This window comes from Rhodococcus sp. IC4_135 (genome assembly GCF_011602025.1).
Lineage (GTDB): Bacteria > Actinomycetota > Actinomycetes > Mycobacteriales > Mycobacteriaceae > Rhodococcus_F > Rhodococcus_F baikonurensis.
On sequence record NZ_JAAOLG010000001.1, the window covers coordinates 316,946 to 335,304 of the forward strand.

Annotated in this window: 18 protein-coding genes and 1 pseudogene; 6 read left to right on the forward strand and 13 right to left on the reverse strand. The window is 62.6% G+C overall.

Going from position 1 to position 18,359, the window contains the following annotated elements:
• Window positions 1–9: 9 nt before the first annotated feature.
• Both G8767_RS01580 and G8767_RS01585 read left to right on the forward strand, forming a co-directional pair.
• Entirely contained in the window at window positions 10–837 is an 828-nt protein-coding gene (locus G8767_RS01580) for a potassium channel family protein (RefSeq protein WP_166809153.1), read from the forward strand.
• Window positions 838–884: 47 nt separating this feature from the next.
• Window positions 885–1,571, forward strand: a complete 687-nt coding sequence (locus G8767_RS01585; RefSeq protein WP_047889678.1) for a TetR family transcriptional regulator — start codon at window positions 885–887, stop codon at window positions 1,569–1,571.
• Window positions 1,572–1,577: 6 nt separating this feature from the next.
• Here the strand turns inward: G8767_RS01585 and G8767_RS01590 are convergent, their stop codons facing one another.
• Window positions 1,578–2,762 carry a metallophosphoesterase gene (locus G8767_RS01590; protein ID WP_166809154.1) on the reverse strand — a complete coding sequence of 395 codons (1,185 nt, stop codon included), beginning with the start codon at window positions 2,760–2,762 and terminating at the stop codon, window positions 1,578–1,580.
• 123 nt (window positions 2,763–2,885) lie between these two features.
• Here G8767_RS01590 and G8767_RS01595 point away from each other — a divergent pair, with 123 nt between their 5' ends.
• The gene (locus G8767_RS01595) at window positions 2,886–3,515 is read left to right on the forward strand and encodes a GyrI-like domain-containing protein (RefSeq protein WP_042952895.1); all 630 of its coding nucleotides are present in this window, start codon (window positions 2,886–2,888) and stop codon (window positions 3,513–3,515) included.
• A 3-nt stretch (window positions 3,516–3,518) separates the two neighbouring features.
• Here the strand turns inward: G8767_RS01595 and G8767_RS01600 are convergent, their stop codons facing one another.
• The 10 genes and pseudogenes from G8767_RS01600 to G8767_RS01645 all read right to left on the reverse strand — a co-directional run bounded on the left by G8767_RS01600 (window position 3,519) and on the right by G8767_RS01645 (window position 11,912).
• Window positions 3,519–3,911 carry a S4 domain-containing protein gene (locus G8767_RS01600; protein ID WP_166809155.1) on the reverse strand — a complete coding sequence of 131 codons (393 nt, stop codon included), beginning with the start codon at window positions 3,909–3,911 and terminating at the stop codon, window positions 3,519–3,521.
• A 24-nt stretch (window positions 3,912–3,935) separates the two neighbouring features.
• On the reverse strand, window positions 3,936–4,838 hold the full coding sequence (locus tag G8767_RS01605) for an oxygenase MpaB family protein (protein ID WP_240951819.1): 903 nt from the start codon (window positions 4,836–4,838) through the stop codon (window positions 3,936–3,938).
• A 138-nt stretch (window positions 4,839–4,976) separates the two neighbouring features.
• Window positions 4,977–5,825 (reverse strand): 3-hydroxybutyryl-CoA dehydrogenase, encoded by an 849-nt coding sequence (locus G8767_RS01610; protein WP_020909078.1) that lies wholly within the window; start codon window positions 5,823–5,825, stop codon window positions 4,977–4,979.
• A 92-nt stretch (window positions 5,826–5,917) separates the two neighbouring features.
• A complete protein-coding gene (locus tag G8767_RS01615) occupies window positions 5,918–7,075 on the reverse strand; it encodes an acyl-CoA dehydrogenase (protein WP_003939784.1) in 1,158 nt (385 codons plus the stop codon).
• Window positions 7,076–7,234: 159 nt separating this feature from the next.
• Window positions 7,235–7,927, reverse strand: a complete 693-nt coding sequence (locus G8767_RS01620) for a TetR family transcriptional regulator (RefSeq protein WP_095968854.1) — start codon at window positions 7,925–7,927, stop codon at window positions 7,235–7,237.
• Between the two features lie 72 nt (window positions 7,928–7,999).
• A complete protein-coding gene (locus G8767_RS01625; RefSeq protein WP_166809156.1) occupies window positions 8,000–8,620 on the reverse strand; it encodes a TetR/AcrR family transcriptional regulator in 621 nt (206 codons plus the stop codon).
• A 95-nt stretch (window positions 8,621–8,715) separates the two neighbouring features.
• A pseudogene (locus G8767_RS01630) lies at window positions 8,716–9,117 on the reverse strand (FAD-dependent oxidoreductase); the annotation flags it as partial.
• A 92-nt stretch (window positions 9,118–9,209) separates the two neighbouring features.
• Window positions 9,210–10,367, reverse strand: a complete 1,158-nt coding sequence (locus tag G8767_RS01635; RefSeq protein ID WP_003939784.1) for an acyl-CoA dehydrogenase — start codon at window positions 10,365–10,367, stop codon at window positions 9,210–9,212.
• Window positions 10,368–10,526: 159 nt separating this feature from the next.
• Entirely contained in the window at window positions 10,527–11,219 is a 693-nt protein-coding gene (locus tag G8767_RS01640; RefSeq protein WP_095968854.1) for a TetR family transcriptional regulator, read from the reverse strand.
• 72 nt (window positions 11,220–11,291) lie between these two features.
• Entirely contained in the window at window positions 11,292–11,912 is a 621-nt protein-coding gene (locus tag G8767_RS01645) for a TetR/AcrR family transcriptional regulator (RefSeq protein ID WP_166809156.1), read from the reverse strand.
• A gap of 90 nt (window positions 11,913–12,002) precedes the next feature.
• On the opposite strand from G8767_RS01645, the gene G8767_RS01650 reads away from it, so the two are divergent.
• On the forward strand, window positions 12,003–13,370 hold the full coding sequence (locus G8767_RS01650) for a cytochrome P450 (protein WP_166809157.1): 1,368 nt from the start codon (window positions 12,003–12,005) through the stop codon (window positions 13,368–13,370).
• A 15-nt stretch (window positions 13,371–13,385) separates the two neighbouring features.
• Here G8767_RS01650 and G8767_RS01655 read toward each other — a convergent pair whose 3' ends face one another.
• Window positions 13,386–14,990 carry an AMP-binding protein gene (locus G8767_RS01655; RefSeq protein ID WP_166809158.1) on the reverse strand — a complete coding sequence of 535 codons (1,605 nt, stop codon included), beginning with the start codon at window positions 14,988–14,990 and terminating at the stop codon, window positions 13,386–13,388.
• Between the two features lie 131 nt (window positions 14,991–15,121).
• On the opposite strand from G8767_RS01655, the gene G8767_RS01660 reads away from it, so the two are divergent.
• Window positions 15,122–15,988, forward strand: a complete 867-nt coding sequence (locus tag G8767_RS01660) for a response regulator transcription factor (protein ID WP_095968855.1) — start codon at window positions 15,122–15,124, stop codon at window positions 15,986–15,988.
• A gap of 115 nt (window positions 15,989–16,103) precedes the next feature.
• Entirely contained in the window at window positions 16,104–17,531 is a 1,428-nt protein-coding gene (locus tag G8767_RS01665) for an amidase (RefSeq protein WP_124567779.1), read from the forward strand.
• A 30-nt stretch (window positions 17,532–17,561) separates the two neighbouring features.
• On the opposite strand, the gene G8767_RS01670 is transcribed toward G8767_RS01665, so the two are convergent.
• A complete protein-coding gene (locus G8767_RS01670; RefSeq protein ID WP_166809159.1) occupies window positions 17,562–18,242 on the reverse strand; it encodes a 3'-5' exonuclease in 681 nt (226 codons plus the stop codon).
• Between the last annotated feature and the right edge of the window lie 117 nt (window positions 18,243–18,359).

An 18,359-nucleotide genomic window follows, 5' to 3' on the forward strand; every position in this document is an offset into this window, starting at 1 on the left:
ACTTCTCGGATGAACGAATCGACGAAGTCGGCGCACCGCCGCGCTGCGTGGACGTCGGAGAAATTGCAGCTAGCCACCGACATCCCGTTGACCGCTGCGGCCTGCCTGTTCTTGGTGGCGTACGCGTACCAAGTGCTGGCGCAACCGACGGGCCTTCCACATCGTCTGACCGAATGGACCATGTGGGCTGCGTGGGTCGTTTTTGCCGTCGACTACGCAGTTCGCCTGTGGTTGGCACCTGCCCGCGGTCGCTGGTTCGTCAGGCATCTCTTGGACTTGGCGATGGTGGTGTTGCCCATGCTGCGTCCCTTGCGTCTCCTTCGGTTGGTCACCCTGCTTGCAATAGTCCACCGCTCGAGCGGGCAAAGCTTGCGTGGACGGGTGGTTATTTACGCCACTGGTGCCACGGCCTTGCTGATCGGTGTCGCGGCGCTGGCCATGCTCGATGCCGAGCGTCACGCGCAGGGCGCTGCCATCACGTCGTACGGAACGGCATTGTGGTGGGCGATGGAGACGGTCACGACCGTCGGTTACGGAGACATGGCTCCTGTCACTACAACCGGGCGCCTGATCGCCGGAGCGTTGATGATCGGCGGAATTGCGTTGCTGGGCATCGTGACTGCCACACTCGCTTCCTGGTTGGTCGAGCGAGTGGCGGAACAGGACGAGGCAGGGCAGGCCGCGACGCGTAAGCAGGTGGCAGATCTGTCCGTGGAGGTCCGAGCTCTGGCCACCTGCACGCACCGAGTCGATCTCGCGTCCGTCGATACCGATTCGCTGCGTCGCGAACTGGCGTCGAGGGGAGTCGTGGCGCAGCATGCACCTTCGGACAATTGACCCGCAATGCAGCAAACAATAGAACGATGGTCTGATAATCTTGCGTGATGGTGGCGACCCACGGATTTCAGCGCGCGCGCAGGCCTGAGCAGATCGAAGCGCGTCGGTGCGCGATTCTCGATGCGGCCCGCGCGATGCTCGGGTCCAGACCCGTCGCCGACATCAGCCTGCGTGAGCTCAGTGAGAGCGTCGGCCTGGCGAAGTCGAACGTGCTCCGGTACTTCGACAGTCGCGAGGCCATCTTTCTCGAAGTGCTCGACGAGAACTGGGTTGCGTGGCTGGACGGGTTGTCCGAGTCGTTGACTCCGGCCGGTGACGACTCGCCATACGCCCCTGAAATTCATGTCGCATCCGCGGTTGCGGAATCGCTTGTCGGACAGCGATTGCTGTGCGAGTTGATGAGCGTCATGGCCGGGGTCCTCGAAAGAAACATCTCCGTCGACTTCGCCCGCGACTTCAAGAAGCGGGCGACGGTCAACTCGGGAAGGTTTGCATCGCTGGTTCATTCACAGCTGCCCCACCTCTCGGAAGGCGACGCGGCACAATTCGCCAAGGTGACCCTGGTGATCGTTGCCGGCTTGTGGCCCACGGCCGAGCCTGCCGAATCCATCGTCGTCGTGCTGAACGAGATGCAGGCGCCCCCAGCTGCCGACATGTTCGCAGTCGGCCTGCGCGAAGGCCTGATCAACCAGCTCGTCGGGTTGTCGGCGCGAGCGGCAACCCGAACGAGCTGAGATCGATCAGACGCGGTGCAGCGTCAGAACGGTGATCTCGCTCGGTGCGAACACTCGGAATGGTGGACCCCAGAAGCCGGTTCCGCGGCTGGTGTACAGCTGCGTACGTTCTCCGTGCCTGGTAAGCCCGTGTACCGACGGTTGATCGAGTTTCACCAGAAAGTTGAAGGGCCAGATCTGTCCGCCGTGGGTATGGCCGGCGAGCTGCAGATCCACTCCCGCAGAAGCGGACTGAGTAACCTGCTTCGGTTGGTGGGCGAGCATCAGAATCGGCAATTCGGGGTCGGAGCCGGCCAGGGCCATGTCGAAGTTCGCGCCGTGCCCGTCGAGCTTCGATCCCAACGCTGTCGCATCGTCGACTCCGGCGATGACCAGTCTGTCTCCGCCCTTGGTGACGACGAGGTGGCGGTTGTGCAGCGCGTCCCAGCCGATCGAGGTCATGTAGTCGAGCCACTCCTGAGCCTCGTGGAAGTACTCGTGATTGCCGGTCACGTAGACGCGAGCGAGCCCGGCTTCGACCGATGCGAGGGGGGTCGCTTGGCCGAGTCGCTGCTCTACCGTTCCGTCGGCGATGTCACCGACGTGGGCCACGATGTCGGCGTCGAGATCGTTGACTGCCGCGATGACGCGCTCGGACCACTTCTCGCGATTGATCGGCCCGAAGTGGGTGTCGGTGATCGCGACTACCCGAAGTTTGTCCATCCCCGCACCAAGGCGGGGGATGGTGACGTCGACCTGCTTGATCCGTGGCAGTCTCATGGCTTCCCGGTAGCCCCAGATCAGCAGAAGGGCCGAGATGATCAGTGCGGCAACGGCGACGATTCTCGATCGAAACGGGTCATCCACGCCGCCGACGAGCAGTCCGAGCCTCAGAACTTCGCCGAGCAGGGTCCACACGAACACGACCCAGATGATTCCGAGGAGTGCGTCGCCGATCAGGCGAACTGGATCGCGGTCGGTGTGTCCGTGGCTGAGCATCATGCTCGCAGGCAGGGCGATCAAGAGGGCGGCAAACAGAACGGTGCCGAAAACTGCCACCGCCGTCGGCCAGTCCGGCCGGATGAACAAGCTCCACCATGGGTACACGAACAACAGAGCCAAGATCGACGCGACAATCGCGGATATGGCAACGATCCGCAACGGTCTGCGGCGCGGAACTCGAGCGACGTCGGTCGCCTGGGGTGTAGTCACCCCGTCCAGAGTAAAGGTCCACTGGTCTATTAACAAGGGGACAGTGGTCCGCTATCGGGATGTCGGTGTTCTCGGATAGGTTTCCGAACATTGAAACTCGGCCAGTGATCAGGTGGGTGGCGCATGGAGAAGTACGACGTCAAGAAGGCATACAAGGATCTCTACTCGCCTGGGCGCCGCGATTTTGCCCTCGTGACCGTTCCCCGCTTCGGCTACTTCGCCGTCGACGGTCACGGCGACCCCAACACTGCCACCGAGTACTCCGAGGCGCTCGAAGCGCTGTATTCGGTGTCCTACTCGGCAAAATTCGCTAGCAAGAAGGAATTGGATCGCGACTTCGTCGTTGGCCCGCTGGAAGGGTTGTGGCGGGCAGATGATCCCGAGGTGTTCGTGACACGGGACAAGGCGGCTTGGGATTGGACGATGATGATCTCGCAACCGGAATGGATCGCTCAGGCCGAACTGTCTGCGGCGATCGCCTCAGTTCGAGCCAAAGCGGTCCGCGCCAAGAAGAACGTGGCGGCTTTGGACAAGGTGCGGTTCCTCGAATTGGAGGAGGGCCTGTCCGTCCAGATTCTTCACGTAGGTTCCTACGACGACGAGGCCCCCACCTTGGACCGCTTGCACAACACGTTCATCCCGTCGAACGGCTTCAGTTTCAACGGCGATCATCACGAGATCTACCTCAGTGATGCGCGCCGGACGCCGCCCGAGAAACTGAAGACGGTTCTGCGTCAGCCTGTTTCGAGGTAGCAATCAGGGCTCGAGGCCGCGCAACTTCTCGAGGTCGCGTCGCTCGCGTTTGGTCGGTCTGCCGGCGCCGCGATCACGTCGCGGAATGGACGCAATCAGTTCGGGCGGTGGTGGGGGCGGCGAATTGTCCTGCAGGCAATCGGCGGCCAGCACCGCGCTGACTCGCTTCGTGATCGGCTTGACCACGACGACAATGCGTTCGATGCCGGATACACGCACCCGCACCTCGTCGCCGGCTTTCACCTGCTGAGCCGCCTTTGCCGACGTTCCATTGACCCGAACGTGTCCCGATCGGCAGGCCGTCGCCGCCTGCGAGCGTGTCTTGAACAGCCGAGCCGCCCACGTCCAGCTGTCCACGCGGACACTGATCGCGTCGGAGGGGAGATGAGCTGGCACGCATTCCAGCCTACCGACGAGCGCTCACAGACCCTGCGCGCGGATGCCCGAGTAGGCGCGCGGTGCATACCGCAGTCGTAGCGGCAGCAGATGCCAGAATCGATCTGTCAATGTCAGGAAGCGGGCGAACCAGAAGTACATCCGTTCGTCGCGCGGCGTCCACTCCCATTCGAGGGTCTCACGCGCCTTCGCCGGCATCAGTGCCTTGCCGATCCAGTTCGCCACAGCCATCGTGGGGCGTGAGGTAAGACGCCACAGCCACGTCGGAACCTTCGGAGCAGGCGCGATGTCGTGCTCGGCGATGCGCGTCGACCATTTTGTGGTGTGGGTGTTGATCAGGTGGTTGTCGAGCATGTCTTCCCAATACGTGCGGAAGCCGGCGTAGTCGTCGAAAGCCGGTCGATCGGTGAGTCCGTAACAGCGCCACCAAGTTACGGCCTCACGGACAAGTTGGTCCTTCTGCTCCTGCGTGAACTTCTTGTACGCGAATCGCTCGTTGAAATCGAGAATCACCTCGAAGAACGTGACGTGTGTCCACCAGAAAGTGTCAGGAGTGAGGGCGTGGTAGCGCCCGCCGGTTTCGTCGATTCCTTTGAGATCGGTGTGGAAGTTGCGAACGAGCGTGCCTGTGCCCTCTTCGGTCCGGTCGTACACGACGCCGTAGATGGGCGGCAGTGAGCGGAACAGGCGGTCGAGCGGGTTGTCGAAGAAATTCGAATGATCTTGCAGCGCTCCGCTTACCGCGGGGTGCATGTTCTGCAGGGTGCCTGCGCGTCCGAGGTACAGCAGGCCGCGAACGTCGCCGAAGTGCGTCCACGTCAGGGAGCCGGGGCCGATCGGATCGGCTCGTAGTTCTCGAGGCTTCGATCGACGAGTGCCCGTGTCTGCATCGCTGCTCATCTGGGTGGCCCCTCCGCCTGCGCTCATGTGACAACGGTTGTTGTCACATGATGACTTTTGCTGCGCCACGCGAATTTGTCAATGGATTAGACAAGATCTGTCCGAAACAACTCCGGCCCCTCACCTGCAACAGGTAAGGGGCCGGAAAGAGTGAAGCGGGCGGTCTCAGGCGTATTCGTAGAAGCCGCGACCGGTCTTCTTTCCGAGGCGACCGGCGTCGACCATGCGACGAAGCAGCGCCGGCGGAGCGTAATGTGGTTCTGCGAATTCCGCGTACAGGGACTCGGCTGCTGCGAGGGCAATGTCGAGACCGACGGTGTCGAGGAGCGTCAGCGGGCCCATCGGGTAGCCGCAGCCGCCCTTCATGGCCTCGTCGATGTCTTCTGCTGTGGCGTAGCCGGATTCGAGCATCCGGACTGCCTGGCACAGGTACGGGATGAGCAGAGCGTTGACGATGAAGCCCGAGCGGTCGCCCGCGCGGACCGTCTTCTTACGCAACGTGTTCTTGGCGTAGTCGGTGACGGCGAGGACGGTCTCTTCGGACGTCGTGAGGCTGACCACGATCTCCACGAGCGGCATGACCGGCACGGGGTTGAAGAAGTGAACGCCCACAACCTGGCCGGGGCGCGAGGTGGCCTTGGCGATCTTGATGACGGGGATCGACGAGGTGTTGGTCGCCAGAATGCCTGCAGGCTTGACGATCTTGTCGAGCTTGCCGAAGATCTCGTACTTGAGAGCTTCGATCTCGGGAGCGGCCTCGATCACCAGATCGCGATCGGCGAACTCTTCCATGTCCAGGGTGACGCGAACGCGTGCGATGGCGGCGTCGGCGTCTTCCTGCGTGATCTTGCCCTTGGCTACGCCGCGGTTGATCGACTTGGCGATCCGTTCGCGAGCAGCGGCGGCAAATTCTTCCTTGGTTTCGAGCACCAGTACCGAGCTACCGGCTTTTGCACAAACTTCGGCAATGCCGGCACCCATGGTGCCGCCGCCGATTACGCCTACGAGTTCCACGATTCTCCTCAAGATTCTTCAGACAGGGGACAAGCCCCCGTGCGCGGTTAAGGAGTCTATGGACTGCCTAACCGCGCACAGGGCCGGAGGCCCTACTTCAGCAGCGCACGCGACATCACGACGCGCTGAATCTGGTTGGTGCCCTCGTAGATCTGCGTGATCTTGGCGTCGCGCATCATGCGCTCGACCGGGAAATCGGTGGTGTAGCCGGCGCCACCGAACAGCTGCACGGCGTCGGTGGTGACCTCCATGGCAACGTCCGAAGCGAAGCACTTGGCGGCGGCGGAGATGAAGCCGAGGTTCTTCTCGCCGCGCTCGGCGCGAGCAGCGGAGGTGTAGACCATCAGGCGTGCTGCTTCGACCTTCATCGCCATGTCGGCGAGCATGAACTGAACCGCCTGGAAGTCGCTGATGGACTTGCCGAACTGCTTGCGGTCCTTGGTGTATGCAAGGGCCGCGTCGAGTGCTCCCTGGGCGAGGCCGACAGCCTGTGCGCCGATGGTAGGACGCGTGTGGTCGAGGGTCTCGAGTGCCGTCTTGAAGCCGGTGCCCGGTTCGCCGATGATGCGGTCGCCGGGGATGCGGCAGTTCTCGAAGTACAGCTCAGCGGTGGGGGAGCCCTTGATGCCGAGCTTCTTTTCCTTCGGTCCGACGACAAAGCCCTCGTCGTCCTTGTGGACCATGAAGGAGGAGATGCCGTTTGCACCCTTGTCGGGATCTGTGACAGCCATGACGGTGTACCAGGTCGACTTGCCGCCGTTGGTGATCCAGCACTTGGAGCCGTTGAGGATCCAGTCGTCACCATCAGCCTTCGCGCGGGTACGCATCGAGGCCGCGTCGGATCCGGCTTCACGCTCGGACAGCGCGTACGACGCCATTCCGCCGTTGACCAGATCCGGGAGCACCTTGGACTTGAGCTCTTCGGAACCCTTGAGGATCAGGCCCATGGTGCCGAGCTTGTTCACGGCGGGGATCAGCGAGGAGGAGCCACAGACGCGGGCAACTTCCTCGATGACGATGCAGGTGGCGACGGAGTCGGCGCCCTGCCCGTCGTAAGCCTCGGGAACGTGGATGGCGTTGAAGCCCGATGCGTTGAGAGCGGTGAGTGCTTCCTCGGGGAAGCGTGCGTTCTCGTCGACGTCCTTGGCGTACGGCGCGATTTCCTTCTCGGAGAGTCCGCGGATAGCAGCCCGCAGTTCGTCGTGCTCTTCGTTCAACGCGAAGAGATTGAAATCCGGGTTTCCTGCCATGGGAACGCTCCTTGGTGAAGGTGGCTTGAAGGCGGTTGGTGCGGCTCCGGCGTTACCGACGAGATTCGCGGACAGACCGGTGCCAATGACCCCAGTCAAACACGGCACTGAGTGCCAGGTCAAGGGATGGGTGTGTGAAGTTTCGGTGCACGAGGAGTGTCAGCCGAGTTGTTCGTGGATCTTTCTGCTGATCTCCTCGGCAGAAGTGCCCGGGGGAAATGCTACTACCAGCACGGACTTCGATTCCGGCGCGCTGGTCTTGGATCCAGGGGCCACGCCGTACGTCCGCCGAACGTCGAGCAGTGCTTGACTCAGCGCATCGGCCGTGGCGTCCTCGTCACCCTTGATCATGCTTCGCAGGAGGTAGTTGTGGCACGCGGTGACAGCTGCGGCAAAACCGACAACCTCGAGGACAGGTTCGCGGGGGACAGCGCTGCGTAGGTAGTCGACGAAGAGGCGCTCGTAACGGAATCCGGTGACGAGCTCGCGGTCGCGAAGAGCGGGGACGTGCTGTACGACGCGGTATCGCCGCATCGACAGGTCACGGTTCCGGCGGAAGAAATCGAAGACCAGTCCCGCCGCCTCGCACACCGATGCCCAGGGGTCGGCGGAATCGGACGCCAGGAACTCGGCCACGTGTTCGAGGAGGGACTCGTGATCGGCGAAGATCACGTCTTCCTTGGAGCGGAACTGCCGGAAGAACGTCCGACGTGACACGCCCGCGGCAGCGGCGATCTGCTCGACGGTGGTGGCTTCGTACCCGTTCTCCGAGAACAACCGGATCGCTTGAGACGCGACGTGTACCCGAAACTGTGCGGGGTCAGTTCCGGGCAGGTCTGCGCGTTCACTCATGGGGACAAGTATTGCGCCTGTTCGCGCCATCCCGGTGTGGCGGGCAGCAACCGCATGCCGATCGGTTCCATCTCAACGGTGTGCGGTGGACGTGAATTGGTAAGTTGCCGCCTCGACGATCTCGTCAGGGGTAATAGCGATCTCCTCGTTCAGCCACGCGGTGACCAGTTCGGCAAGGCCCCCGACGAAGAGCAGTCCGTTGATCTGACCTTGATGAGGTGGCCAAGCTCGGTCGCCGTACATTTGCGTGGCTTCGTCCGCGACCATCTGGGCGAAGCCGTGCAGTACCGCGCGCCGGTGTGCGCGAAGCGGTTCGTATGCAGCGGATTCGATCATTGCCACACGCCCCTTGCGGGGATCGTCGGTGAGGAGGCTGACGAACGACGTGATGGCATCTCGTGCGCGCTCCTCGAGCGTCCCCTCGCTCGTTCGTAGCGCGGCCAGGCCGGCGTCGCGAACCTCGTCGGCAATTCCGTCCAGGATCTTTTCCAGCAGTTCGTCTCTGCTGGAAAAACTTTCGTAGAAGTAGCGTTCCGTCAACTTCGCTCGCGCACAGATCGCGGTCATCGTGGCGCCTCGACTGCCCGCGGCCGCGAACAGTTCCAACCCTGCCTCGAGCAAGCTCTCGCGCCGCAGTGCTGAGCGCTGGTCGCCGCTCAGGCCGGCATACCGCCGCGGCGTAGGAGAAGTCATAGGTCGATATTGACAGACGCATCGGTGTGACGCAGACTGCAGTCAATCTGACAGGGGCTACTGTCAGATTGAGCGAGAATAGAGGTCACAGTGTCCAACTGGCCGGGGCGCGAGGTGGCCTTGGCGATCTTGATGACGGGGATCGACGAGGTGTTGGTCGCCAGAATGCCTGCAGGCTTGACGATCTTGTCGAGCTTGCCGAAGATCTCGTACTTGAGAGCTTCGATCTCGGGAGCGGCCTCGATCACCAGATCGCGATCGGCGAACTCTTCCATGTCCAGGGTGACGCGAACGCGTGCGATGGCGGCGTCGGCGTCTTCCTGCGTGATCTTGCCCTTGGCTACGCCGCGGTTGATCGACTTGGCGATCCGTTCGCGAGCAGCGGCGGCAAATTCTTCCTTGGTTTCGAGCACCAGTACCGAGCTACCGGCTTTTGCACAAACTTCGGCAATGCCGGCACCCATGGTGCCGCCGCCGATTACGCCTACGAGTTCCACGATTCTCCTCAAGATTCTTCAGACAGGGGACAAGCCCCCGTGCGCGGTTAAGGAGTCTATGGACTGCCTAACCGCGCACAGGGCCGGAGGCCCTACTTCAGCAGCGCACGCGACATCACGACGCGCTGAATCTGGTTGGTGCCCTCGTAGATCTGCGTGATCTTGGCGTCGCGCATCATGCGCTCGACCGGGAAATCGGTGGTGTAGCCGGCGCCACCGAACAGCTGCACGGCGTCGGTGGTGACCTCCATGGCAACGTCCGAAGCGAAGCACTTGGCGGCGGCGGAGATGAAGCCGAGGTTCTTCTCGCCGCGCTCGGCGCGAGCAGCGGAGGTGTAGACCATCAGGCGTGCTGCTTCGACCTTCATCGCCATGTCGGCGAGCATGAACTGAACCGCCTGGAAGTCGCTGATGGACTTGCCGAACTGCTTGCGGTCCTTGGTGTATGCAAGGGCCGCGTCGAGTGCTCCCTGGGCGAGGCCGACAGCCTGTGCGCCGATGGTAGGACGCGTGTGGTCGAGGGTCTCGAGTGCCGTCTTGAAGCCGGTGCCCGGTTCGCCGATGATGCGGTCGCCGGGGATGCGGCAGTTCTCGAAGTACAGCTCAGCGGTGGGGGAGCCCTTGATGCCGAGCTTCTTTTCCTTCGGTCCGACGACAAAGCCCTCGTCGTCCTTGTGGACCATGAAGGAGGAGATGCCGTTTGCACCCTTGTCGGGATCTGTGACAGCCATGACGGTGTACCAGGTCGACTTGCCGCCGTTGGTGATCCAGCACTTGGAGCCGTTGAGGATCCAGTCGTCACCATCAGCCTTCGCGCGGGTACGCATCGAGGCCGCGTCGGATCCGGCTTCACGCTCGGACAGCGCGTACGACGCCATTCCGCCGTTGACCAGATCCGGGAGCACCTTGGACTTGAGCTCTTCGGAACCCTTGAGGATCAGGCCCATGGTGCCGAGCTTGTTCACGGCGGGGATCAGCGAGGAGGAGCCACAGACGCGGGCAACTTCCTCGATGACGATGCAGGTGGCGACGGAGTCGGCGCCCTGCCCGTCGTAAGCCTCGGGAACGTGGATGGCGTTGAAGCCCGATGCGTTGAGAGCGGTGAGTGCTTCCTCGGGGAAGCGTGCGTTCTCGTCGACGTCCTTGGCGTACGGCGCGATTTCCTTCTCGGAGAGTCCGCGGATAGCAGCCCGCAGTTCGTCGTGCTCTTCGTTCAACGCGAAGAGATTGAAATCCGGGTTTCCTGCCATGGGAACGCTCCTTGGTGAAGGTGGCTTGAAGGCGGTTGGTGCGGCTCCGGCGTTACCGACGAGATTCGCGGACAGACCGGTGCCAATGACCCCAGTCAAACACGGCACTGAGTGCCAGGTCAAGGGATGGGTGTGTGAAGTTTCGGTGCACGAGGAGTGTCAGCCGAGTTGTTCGTGGATCTTTCTGCTGATCTCCTCGGCAGAAGTGCCCGGGGGAAATGCTACTACCAGCACGGACTTCGATTCCGGCGCGCTGGTCTTGGATCCAGGGGCCACGCCGTACGTCCGCCGAACGTCGAGCAGTGCTTGACTCAGCGCATCGGCCGTGGCGTCCTCGTCACCCTTGATCATGCTTCGCAGGAGGTAGTTGTGGCACGCGGTGACAGCTGCGGCAAAACCGACAACCTCGAGGACAGGTTCGCGGGGGACAGCGCTGCGTAGGTAGTCGACGAAGAGGCGCTCGTAACGGAATCCGGTGACGAGCTCGCGGTCGCGAAGAGCGGGGACGTGCTGTACGACGCGGTATCGCCGCATCGACAGGTCACGGTTCCGGCGGAAGAAATCGAAGACCAGTCCCGCCGCCTCGCACACCGATGCCCAGGGGTCGGCGGAATCGGACGCCAGGAACTCGGCCACGTGTTCGAGGAGGGACTCGTGATCGGCGAAGATCACGTCTTCCTTGGAGCGGAACTGCCGGAAGAACGTCCGACGTGACACGCCCGCGGCAGCGGCGATCTGCTCGACGGTGGTGGCTTCGTACCCGTTCTCCGAGAACAACCGGATCGCTTGAGACGCGACGTGTACCCGAAACTGTGCGGGGTCAGTTCCGGGCAGGTCTGCGCGTTCACTCATGGGGACAAGTATTGCGCCTGTTCGCGCCATCCCGGTGTGGCGGGCAGCAACCGCATGCCGATCGGTTCCATCTCAACGGTGTGCGGTGGACGTGAATTGGTAAGTTGCCGCCTCGACGATCTCGTCAGGGGTAATAGCGATCTCCTCGTTCAGCCACGCGGTGACCAGTTCGGCAAGGCCCCCGACGAAGAGCAGTCCGTTGATCTGACCTTGATGAGGTGGCCAAGCTCGGTCGCCGTACATTTGCGTGGCTTCGTCCGCGACCATCTGGGCGAAGCCGTGCAGTACCGCGCGCCGGTGTGCGCGAAGCGGTTCGTATGCAGCGGATTCGATCATTGCCACACGCCCCTTGCGGGGATCGTCGGTGAGGAGGCTGACGAACGACGTGATGGCATCTCGTGCGCGCTCCTCGAGCGTCCCCTCGCTCGTTCGTAGCGCGGCCAGGCCGGCGTCGCGAACCTCGTCGGCAATTCCGTCCAGGATCTTTTCCAGCAGTTCGTCTCTGCTGGAAAAACTTTCGTAGAAGTAGCGTTCCGTCAACTTCGCTCGCGCACAGATCGCGGTCATCGTGGCGCCTCGACTGCCCGCGGCCGCGAACAGTTCCAACCCTGCCTCGAGCAAGCTCTCGCGCCGCAGTGCTGAGCGCTGGTCGCCGCTCAGGCCGGCATACCGCCGCGGCGTAGGAGAAGTCATAGGTCGATATTGACAGACGCATCGGTGTGACGCAGACTGCAGTCAATCTGACAGGGGCTACTGTCAGATTGAGCGAGAATAGAGGTCACAGTGTCCAAGATCCTGGCTCGTCCCCCCATGAACTCGCAGTTGCAACCGATTTCGGGCCGTTCCGGGCTGCCCCTGGTCGGACACGCGCTCGCCTACATTCGCGATCCGCTCGCTCTGATGCAAGAGAATTGGGATCGATTCGGCGAGGTGTCCTGGTTCTCGATGGTCGGTCGGAAATGGATCGCTGTACTCGGGCCTGACGCGTGTCAGGAGGTGCTGCAGAACAAGGATCGGGCATTCGTCAGCAGCGACGGCTGGTCGGTACTTATCGGCCCCTTCTTTCACGGCGGGCTGATGCTGCTCGATTCGGAGGAACATCTACGACACCGTCGAATCATGCAGCAGGCGTTCACCCGGACACGGATCGAGAAGTCTGTCGACGCTCTCAATCCCGCAATCGACTCGGCGCTCGACGCGTGGTCGCCCACTGACGAATTCCGTGCCTACACGGCATTGAAGACACTGACCCTCGATCTCGCGACCGACATCTTCATGGGCGGGGTGGAAGGAAGCACCGAGAGTGAAATATCCTCGGTGAAGAAGGCTTTCGTCGATTGTGTCCAGGCAGCAACCTCTCTGATCCGCTACCCGGTGCCGGGGACGCGATGGAAGCGCGGCCTGGACGGCCGGCGGGTTCTCGAGGAGTTCTTCCGTCGGTACCTGCCGGCGCGTCGAAATCTCGAAACCGACGACCTCTTCTCCGTGCTCTGTCACATCGAATCCGAAGCGGGACAACGCTTCAGCGACGACGAAGTGATCGATCACATGATCTTTCTCCTGATGGCCGCACACGACACTTCGACGATCACCCTGTCCACGATGATGCAGTACCTGGGGCAACACCCGAAGTGGCAGGACAGGTGCCGCGCCGAGTCGCTCGCCCTGGCGACCTCGACGCCGAGTTATGCAGATCTGGACGGCCTGAGCAGCCTTGACCTGGTGATGAAGGAATGCCTCCGACTCGTCTCGCCCGTACCGGTCATGGCGCGGCGAGCGGTCCGCGACACTCGAGTACGCGGTCACTTCGTGCCTGCGGGAACGTATGTTTCCGTCGCCCCTCACTTCACACACCACATGGCGCAGTACTGGCCCGATCCCGAGCGTTTCGATCCCGAGCGTTTCGCCGAGAATCGACGCGAAGACAAGGTTCATCGGTACGCGTGGGAGCCGTTCGGCGGTGGAGTGCACAAATGTCTGGGGATGCACTTCGCCGGCGCCGAGATCAAGGCGATCATGCACCACCTCCTCACGCGCTTCGACTGGAACGTCGACGCAGATTACGTCGCTCCGCTCGACTTCACGTCGTTGCCTTTCCCTTCGGACGGGCAACCTGTCGATCTGCGCCGGCGGTATTCCCCGGTGCGTTGAGACCCGTCAGCCGAGTTACTTCGACGCACGCAGTTCGAACTTGAGAACCTTGCCTGTCGGGGTGCGCGGAAGGTCGAGCGGGAAGACGATGTCGCGGGGAACCTTGTACCCGGCCAGCAAGGTGCGGGTGTGCTCGACGATCTCTTCTGCCGAAGCCTGCAATCCCTTGCCCAGCAACACGAATGCCTTCGGACGCTCGCCCCACTTCTCGTCGGGCACGCCGACGACTGCCACGTCGACCACGGCCGGGTGACTCATGATCGCCTGCTCCACCTCGACCGTGGAAATGTTCTCGCCGCCCGAGATGATGATGTCCTTCGCGCGGTCCTTGAGCTGAATGTAACCGTCGGGATGCATGACGCCGAGGTCGCCGGAATGGAACCAACCACCGGCAAACGCTTCGGCGGTCGCGGTCTCGTCTCGGTAGTACCCGAGCATCACGTTGTTGCCACGGAGCACGATCTCACCCATCGTCCGACCGTCGGCGGGAACGTCGTTCATCTCGGCATCGACAACGCGGGCATTTTCGGCCTGCACCATGCCGACTCCCTGGCGGGAGAGCAGTGCGGCGCGCTCGGACTGCGGCTTGTCGTCCCAGGCTTCCTGGTACTCGCAGATCGTGTACGGACCGTACACCTCGGTGAGGCCGTAGACGTGAACGACGGTGACGCCGATGTCTTCGAGTTTTCCGATGATCGTCGGCGACGGCGGAGCCCCGGCCGTCGTGATGCGTAGTGCGTCGACCTTGTGGGCCTGCTCGGCATCCGCGATGGTCGAGCAGACGGTGGGGGCGCCGCACAGATGCGTCACGCCCAGATTGTCGATGGCGTCCCAGATCGCGTCGGCGCGGACCGCACGCAGGCAGATGTGTGTGCCGGCGGCCTGGGTGACGGCCCAGGGCGTGCACCACCCGTTGCAGTGGAACATCGGCAGCGTCCACAGGTACTTCGTCGATCCGTCGAAGCCGTTGTGGAAGGTCTCGCCGAGCGAGTTCAGGTACGCCCCGCGGTGGGAGTACATGACGCCCTTGGGTTTTCCGGTGGTGCCCGAGGTGTAGTTGATGGCGATGCACTGCTGCTCGTCGTCGACGCCCCAGTGCAATGGCTGATCGGCGAGTGCTTCGGCTTCGGCAATCAGATCGGCGTACTGCCCGGTGACGATTGCGGCGGGGACCTCCGGGTACGGCACGGTGGAGTCCGGGATCTCGATGATCTCGCGAAGGCTTGCGACGTTTGTCTTGGACGAGGAGACAGAGCCGACGAATTCGGAGTCGACGAACAGGATCGCGGTTCCCGAATGATCGAGGATGTACTCGAGCTCAGGTCCGGCGAGACGCGAGTTCAGGGCGATCAGGACCCCACCGGCGAGCGGGACGGCAAAATGCGCGAACAGCATCTCGGGAACGTTCGGCGCCAGGTATGCAACGCGGTCACCGGGCTGGATGCGCTCACGTAGGACGCGGGCCAGCGCGGCGACCTCGTCGCCGAACTCTCGGTACGTGTACGTCCGGTCGCCGTGAACTACGGCGGTGCGATCGGGGAACACCGCAGCGCTGCGCTCGAGAAAGCGCAGCGGACTGAGCGGGGTGTTGTTGGCTGCAAGAGTTGTCGAGACAGACACGGTTCCTCCGAAGGCGACGTGACACGGTTGGTGTCACGATAAGTGTGATCGGCACTACAAATGGCCTGGATGCACGCTATTGCCCAGCCGAAGGTGCCGCTACCCTCTGAATTGGGTACGTGGAGGTGAGAGTGAGCAGGGTACTGAGACCGAGCGACGACGACGCGTTGCGCGCCGAACTGCGTCGGCTGCACCCCAAAACCGAGTTGCCGGTTCTGTTCGGCGGCTGCGTCAGCGACCGGTCGCTGACCATCACCGGTCACGTCGGCACGCGCAGCAACATCCTGCGAAACCTTCGGATCGACGCCGAATGCGGACTCGGCGGTCGGGCGATCGCAGAACAACGACCGGGCGCGGTCCAGGACTACGCGAACTCGTCGCACATCACTCACGACTACGACTACGAAGTGGGCACCGAAGCGATCGAATCCTTGATGGCGGTGCCGATCGTCGTACGCGGGGTTACCCGCGGAGCGATCTACGGAGGACTGCGTGCCAACCTGCCGATCGGAGACGTGATTGCCGAGACGATGATGCGATCGTCATACGCGTTGGCCCGCGAATTCGAGATCCGCGACGAGGTGGATCGGCGGGTGGCGATGCTCGATACCGCTGCGGTGGAACATGGTTCGAACCGAGACGCCCAGATATCCGAAGGGCTGACCGAGAGCGTTCTGGCGCTCGGCGAGATCGCGGCGAACCTCGAGGACACTGCTCTCAGCGCACAGGTCCATGCCGTCGAGGCCAAGCTGCGTGCTTTGGTGTCGCCGAAGCCTTCGACGAACACTCCAGCTGTGAACAGTGTTGTCCTGTCGCCACGCGAGCGGGAGGTGATGGGCTACGTCGCTCTCGGACTGCGCAACGCCGAGATAGCCGAGAGGTTGTCGTTGAGCGTCGAAACGATCAAGACGTACATGCGGAATCTGATGGGAAAGCTCGATGTCCGCAGTCGTCACGAAGCTGTTGTGGAAGCGCGGCGGCAGGGTTTGATTCTGTGAGGGCTTGATTCTCTGATCGGTCCCGCCAAGCGGAATTTCGGAACTGCGTCGCCGTCCCGGTTGATATGACGGACCTCACTATCGGCAGAGTTCTACACGAGTGATGAGGGCATCGATGCAGGATTTGTTCGACAACAACGACATGACCGGCCTTGCCGAAGCGATCAAGAGCGGTGACGTCTCAGCCAAGGAAGTCCTCGAGTTCAGCCTGGACAGACTCGACGAGCGCAACCCTGCAGTCAATGCGGTGATCAGTGAGCGTCGCGAGGAAGCGCGCAACGAAGTATCGAACGGCCTGCCGGAAGGTCCATTGCACGGCGTCCCGTTCGTGATCAAAGACCTGGGCTTGGACGTCGCAGGATTGCCGAGCACCAACGGATCTCGATTGTTCGCCGACGCTGTGGCAGAAAAAGATTCGACGCTCGTGGAGCGATACCGTGAGGCCGGTCTGGTTGTCATCGGCAAGACGAACACACCGGAGTTCGGTAAGAACGCGAGTACCGAACCTGCGCTGTTCGGGCCCACCCGCAACCCATACGCCCTCGATCGTTCACCCGGCGGATCTTCGGGTGGCACGGCTGTAGCGGTTGCCGTCGGGATCGTGCCCGGCGGCCATGCCAGTGACGGCGGTGGATCGATCCGTATTCCCGCATCGGCCTGTGGCTTGGTAGGCCTCAAGCCCAGCCGCGGACGCACTCCGACGGCACCGGCGCGCACGCTGTTCTCGTCGCCGATGAGTGTTCATCACGCACTCACCCGAAGTGTCCGCGACACTGCGCTCCTTCTCGATCTGTCCGCCGGGCCGACAGTGGGCGATCCTTACGTGATCCTGGCGCCGAGGCGTCCGTACATCGAGGAAGTGGGTGCGGATCCCGGACGGTTGCGGATTGGTCTGAGCAACGTGCTGCCGGACGGCACCCCGGTGGACCCGGAGTGCGCGGCCGTCACAACCAGTGTTGCCGGCCTGCTCGAAGAACTCGGTCACGATGTCACCGAGGGCGCCCCGAACTTTCCGCTCGATGCCCTTACTGCCGGACTCTCCGTGTTGATGGGCATTCCGATGACGATCGAGGTCGATGAACGACTGGAGACACTGAACCGCGCAATCCGCGACGACGACCTCGAGCCGATGGCTCGGATGATCTACGACCGCGCGAAGTCCGAAAGTGCGACGAACGTCGTCAAGGCATTGCAGGAACTCGAGCGGGCTGCCCAGGTGATCGGTGCGTTCTTTGTCGATCACGACCTGCTGCTGACTCCGACAATGGCTCGGCCGGCAGCTCCGCTCGGTTTGCTCGATACGGCAAATCCCATGTCGATCTGGGAGCATTCGGCCGGATACAGCGGCTTGACCAGTCCGTTCAACAGTTCCGGTCAGCCTGCGATTTCCTTGCCGATGGGTCATGACTCGGCCGGTGTGCCGATCGGCGTGCAGTTGGTCGGCGCGTTCGGGCGTGAAGATTTGCTGATTCAGGTTGCGTCGCAACTGGAAACGGCGCGTCCGTGGTCCATTGCGCCGGTGTGGCCGCCGGTCCCGCAGTAGCTCGCGCGACCGTCCGAGCCGGGGAGGGCGTCAGGCGATGATGCGAATCGGCCACTGGCCGTTCACATCTGCCACGTCCCTCCCTTGGCTGAGTAGGTACTCGGCGAAATCGCGTTGCCGCTCGGCATGCCAATCGGCCTGATCGACCATGAGATCGAGCCCCAGGATGTCGGGGAACCGTACGGCGAGCTCGCGGGCCAACGCCGCCGCTGCTTTGGCATCGGCCTCGGCTTCGTGGGCAGCCTCGAGGGAAATCCCGTAGTGCTCGCACACGGCTGCGAGCGTTCGTTTGCCCTTGCGGAACGTGTCCATCGCGCGATCGATCACGTACGGATCGATGACCAACCCCGGAACGAAGGCGGGCTTACCGATGCGCAGACCTTCGGCATGCATGACCGTCAGATCGTAGGAGGCGTTGAACGCTACGACGGCGTGATCGCGCGCCCAGGAATTGTGCAGAGCCTCGCGAATCTCTTCGTAGCCCTCGGAGTAGTTCTGGCCGTGTTGCGCCGCGTACTCGGTGCTGATGCCGTGAATGGCCGAGGCACCGGCGGGGATGTCGACGCCGGGATCGAGTAGCCATGTGCGTGTTTCGACCTTCGCACCGTCGATCACCGCGACGCAGGCACTGACGATGCGGGCGGTCGACGGATTCCGTCCCGTGGTTTCGAGGTCGAACGCGCAGATCGGGCGATCGGACCAGCTACTCATCGGGGGCCTTTCGGTGCAGTACGTCATGTCCGAATCACTATGCACCGAGCTACCGACACAAACGACGAACAGTCACCTCCACCGGGTGAGGTGGAGGTGACTGCAGCTGACGCCGGG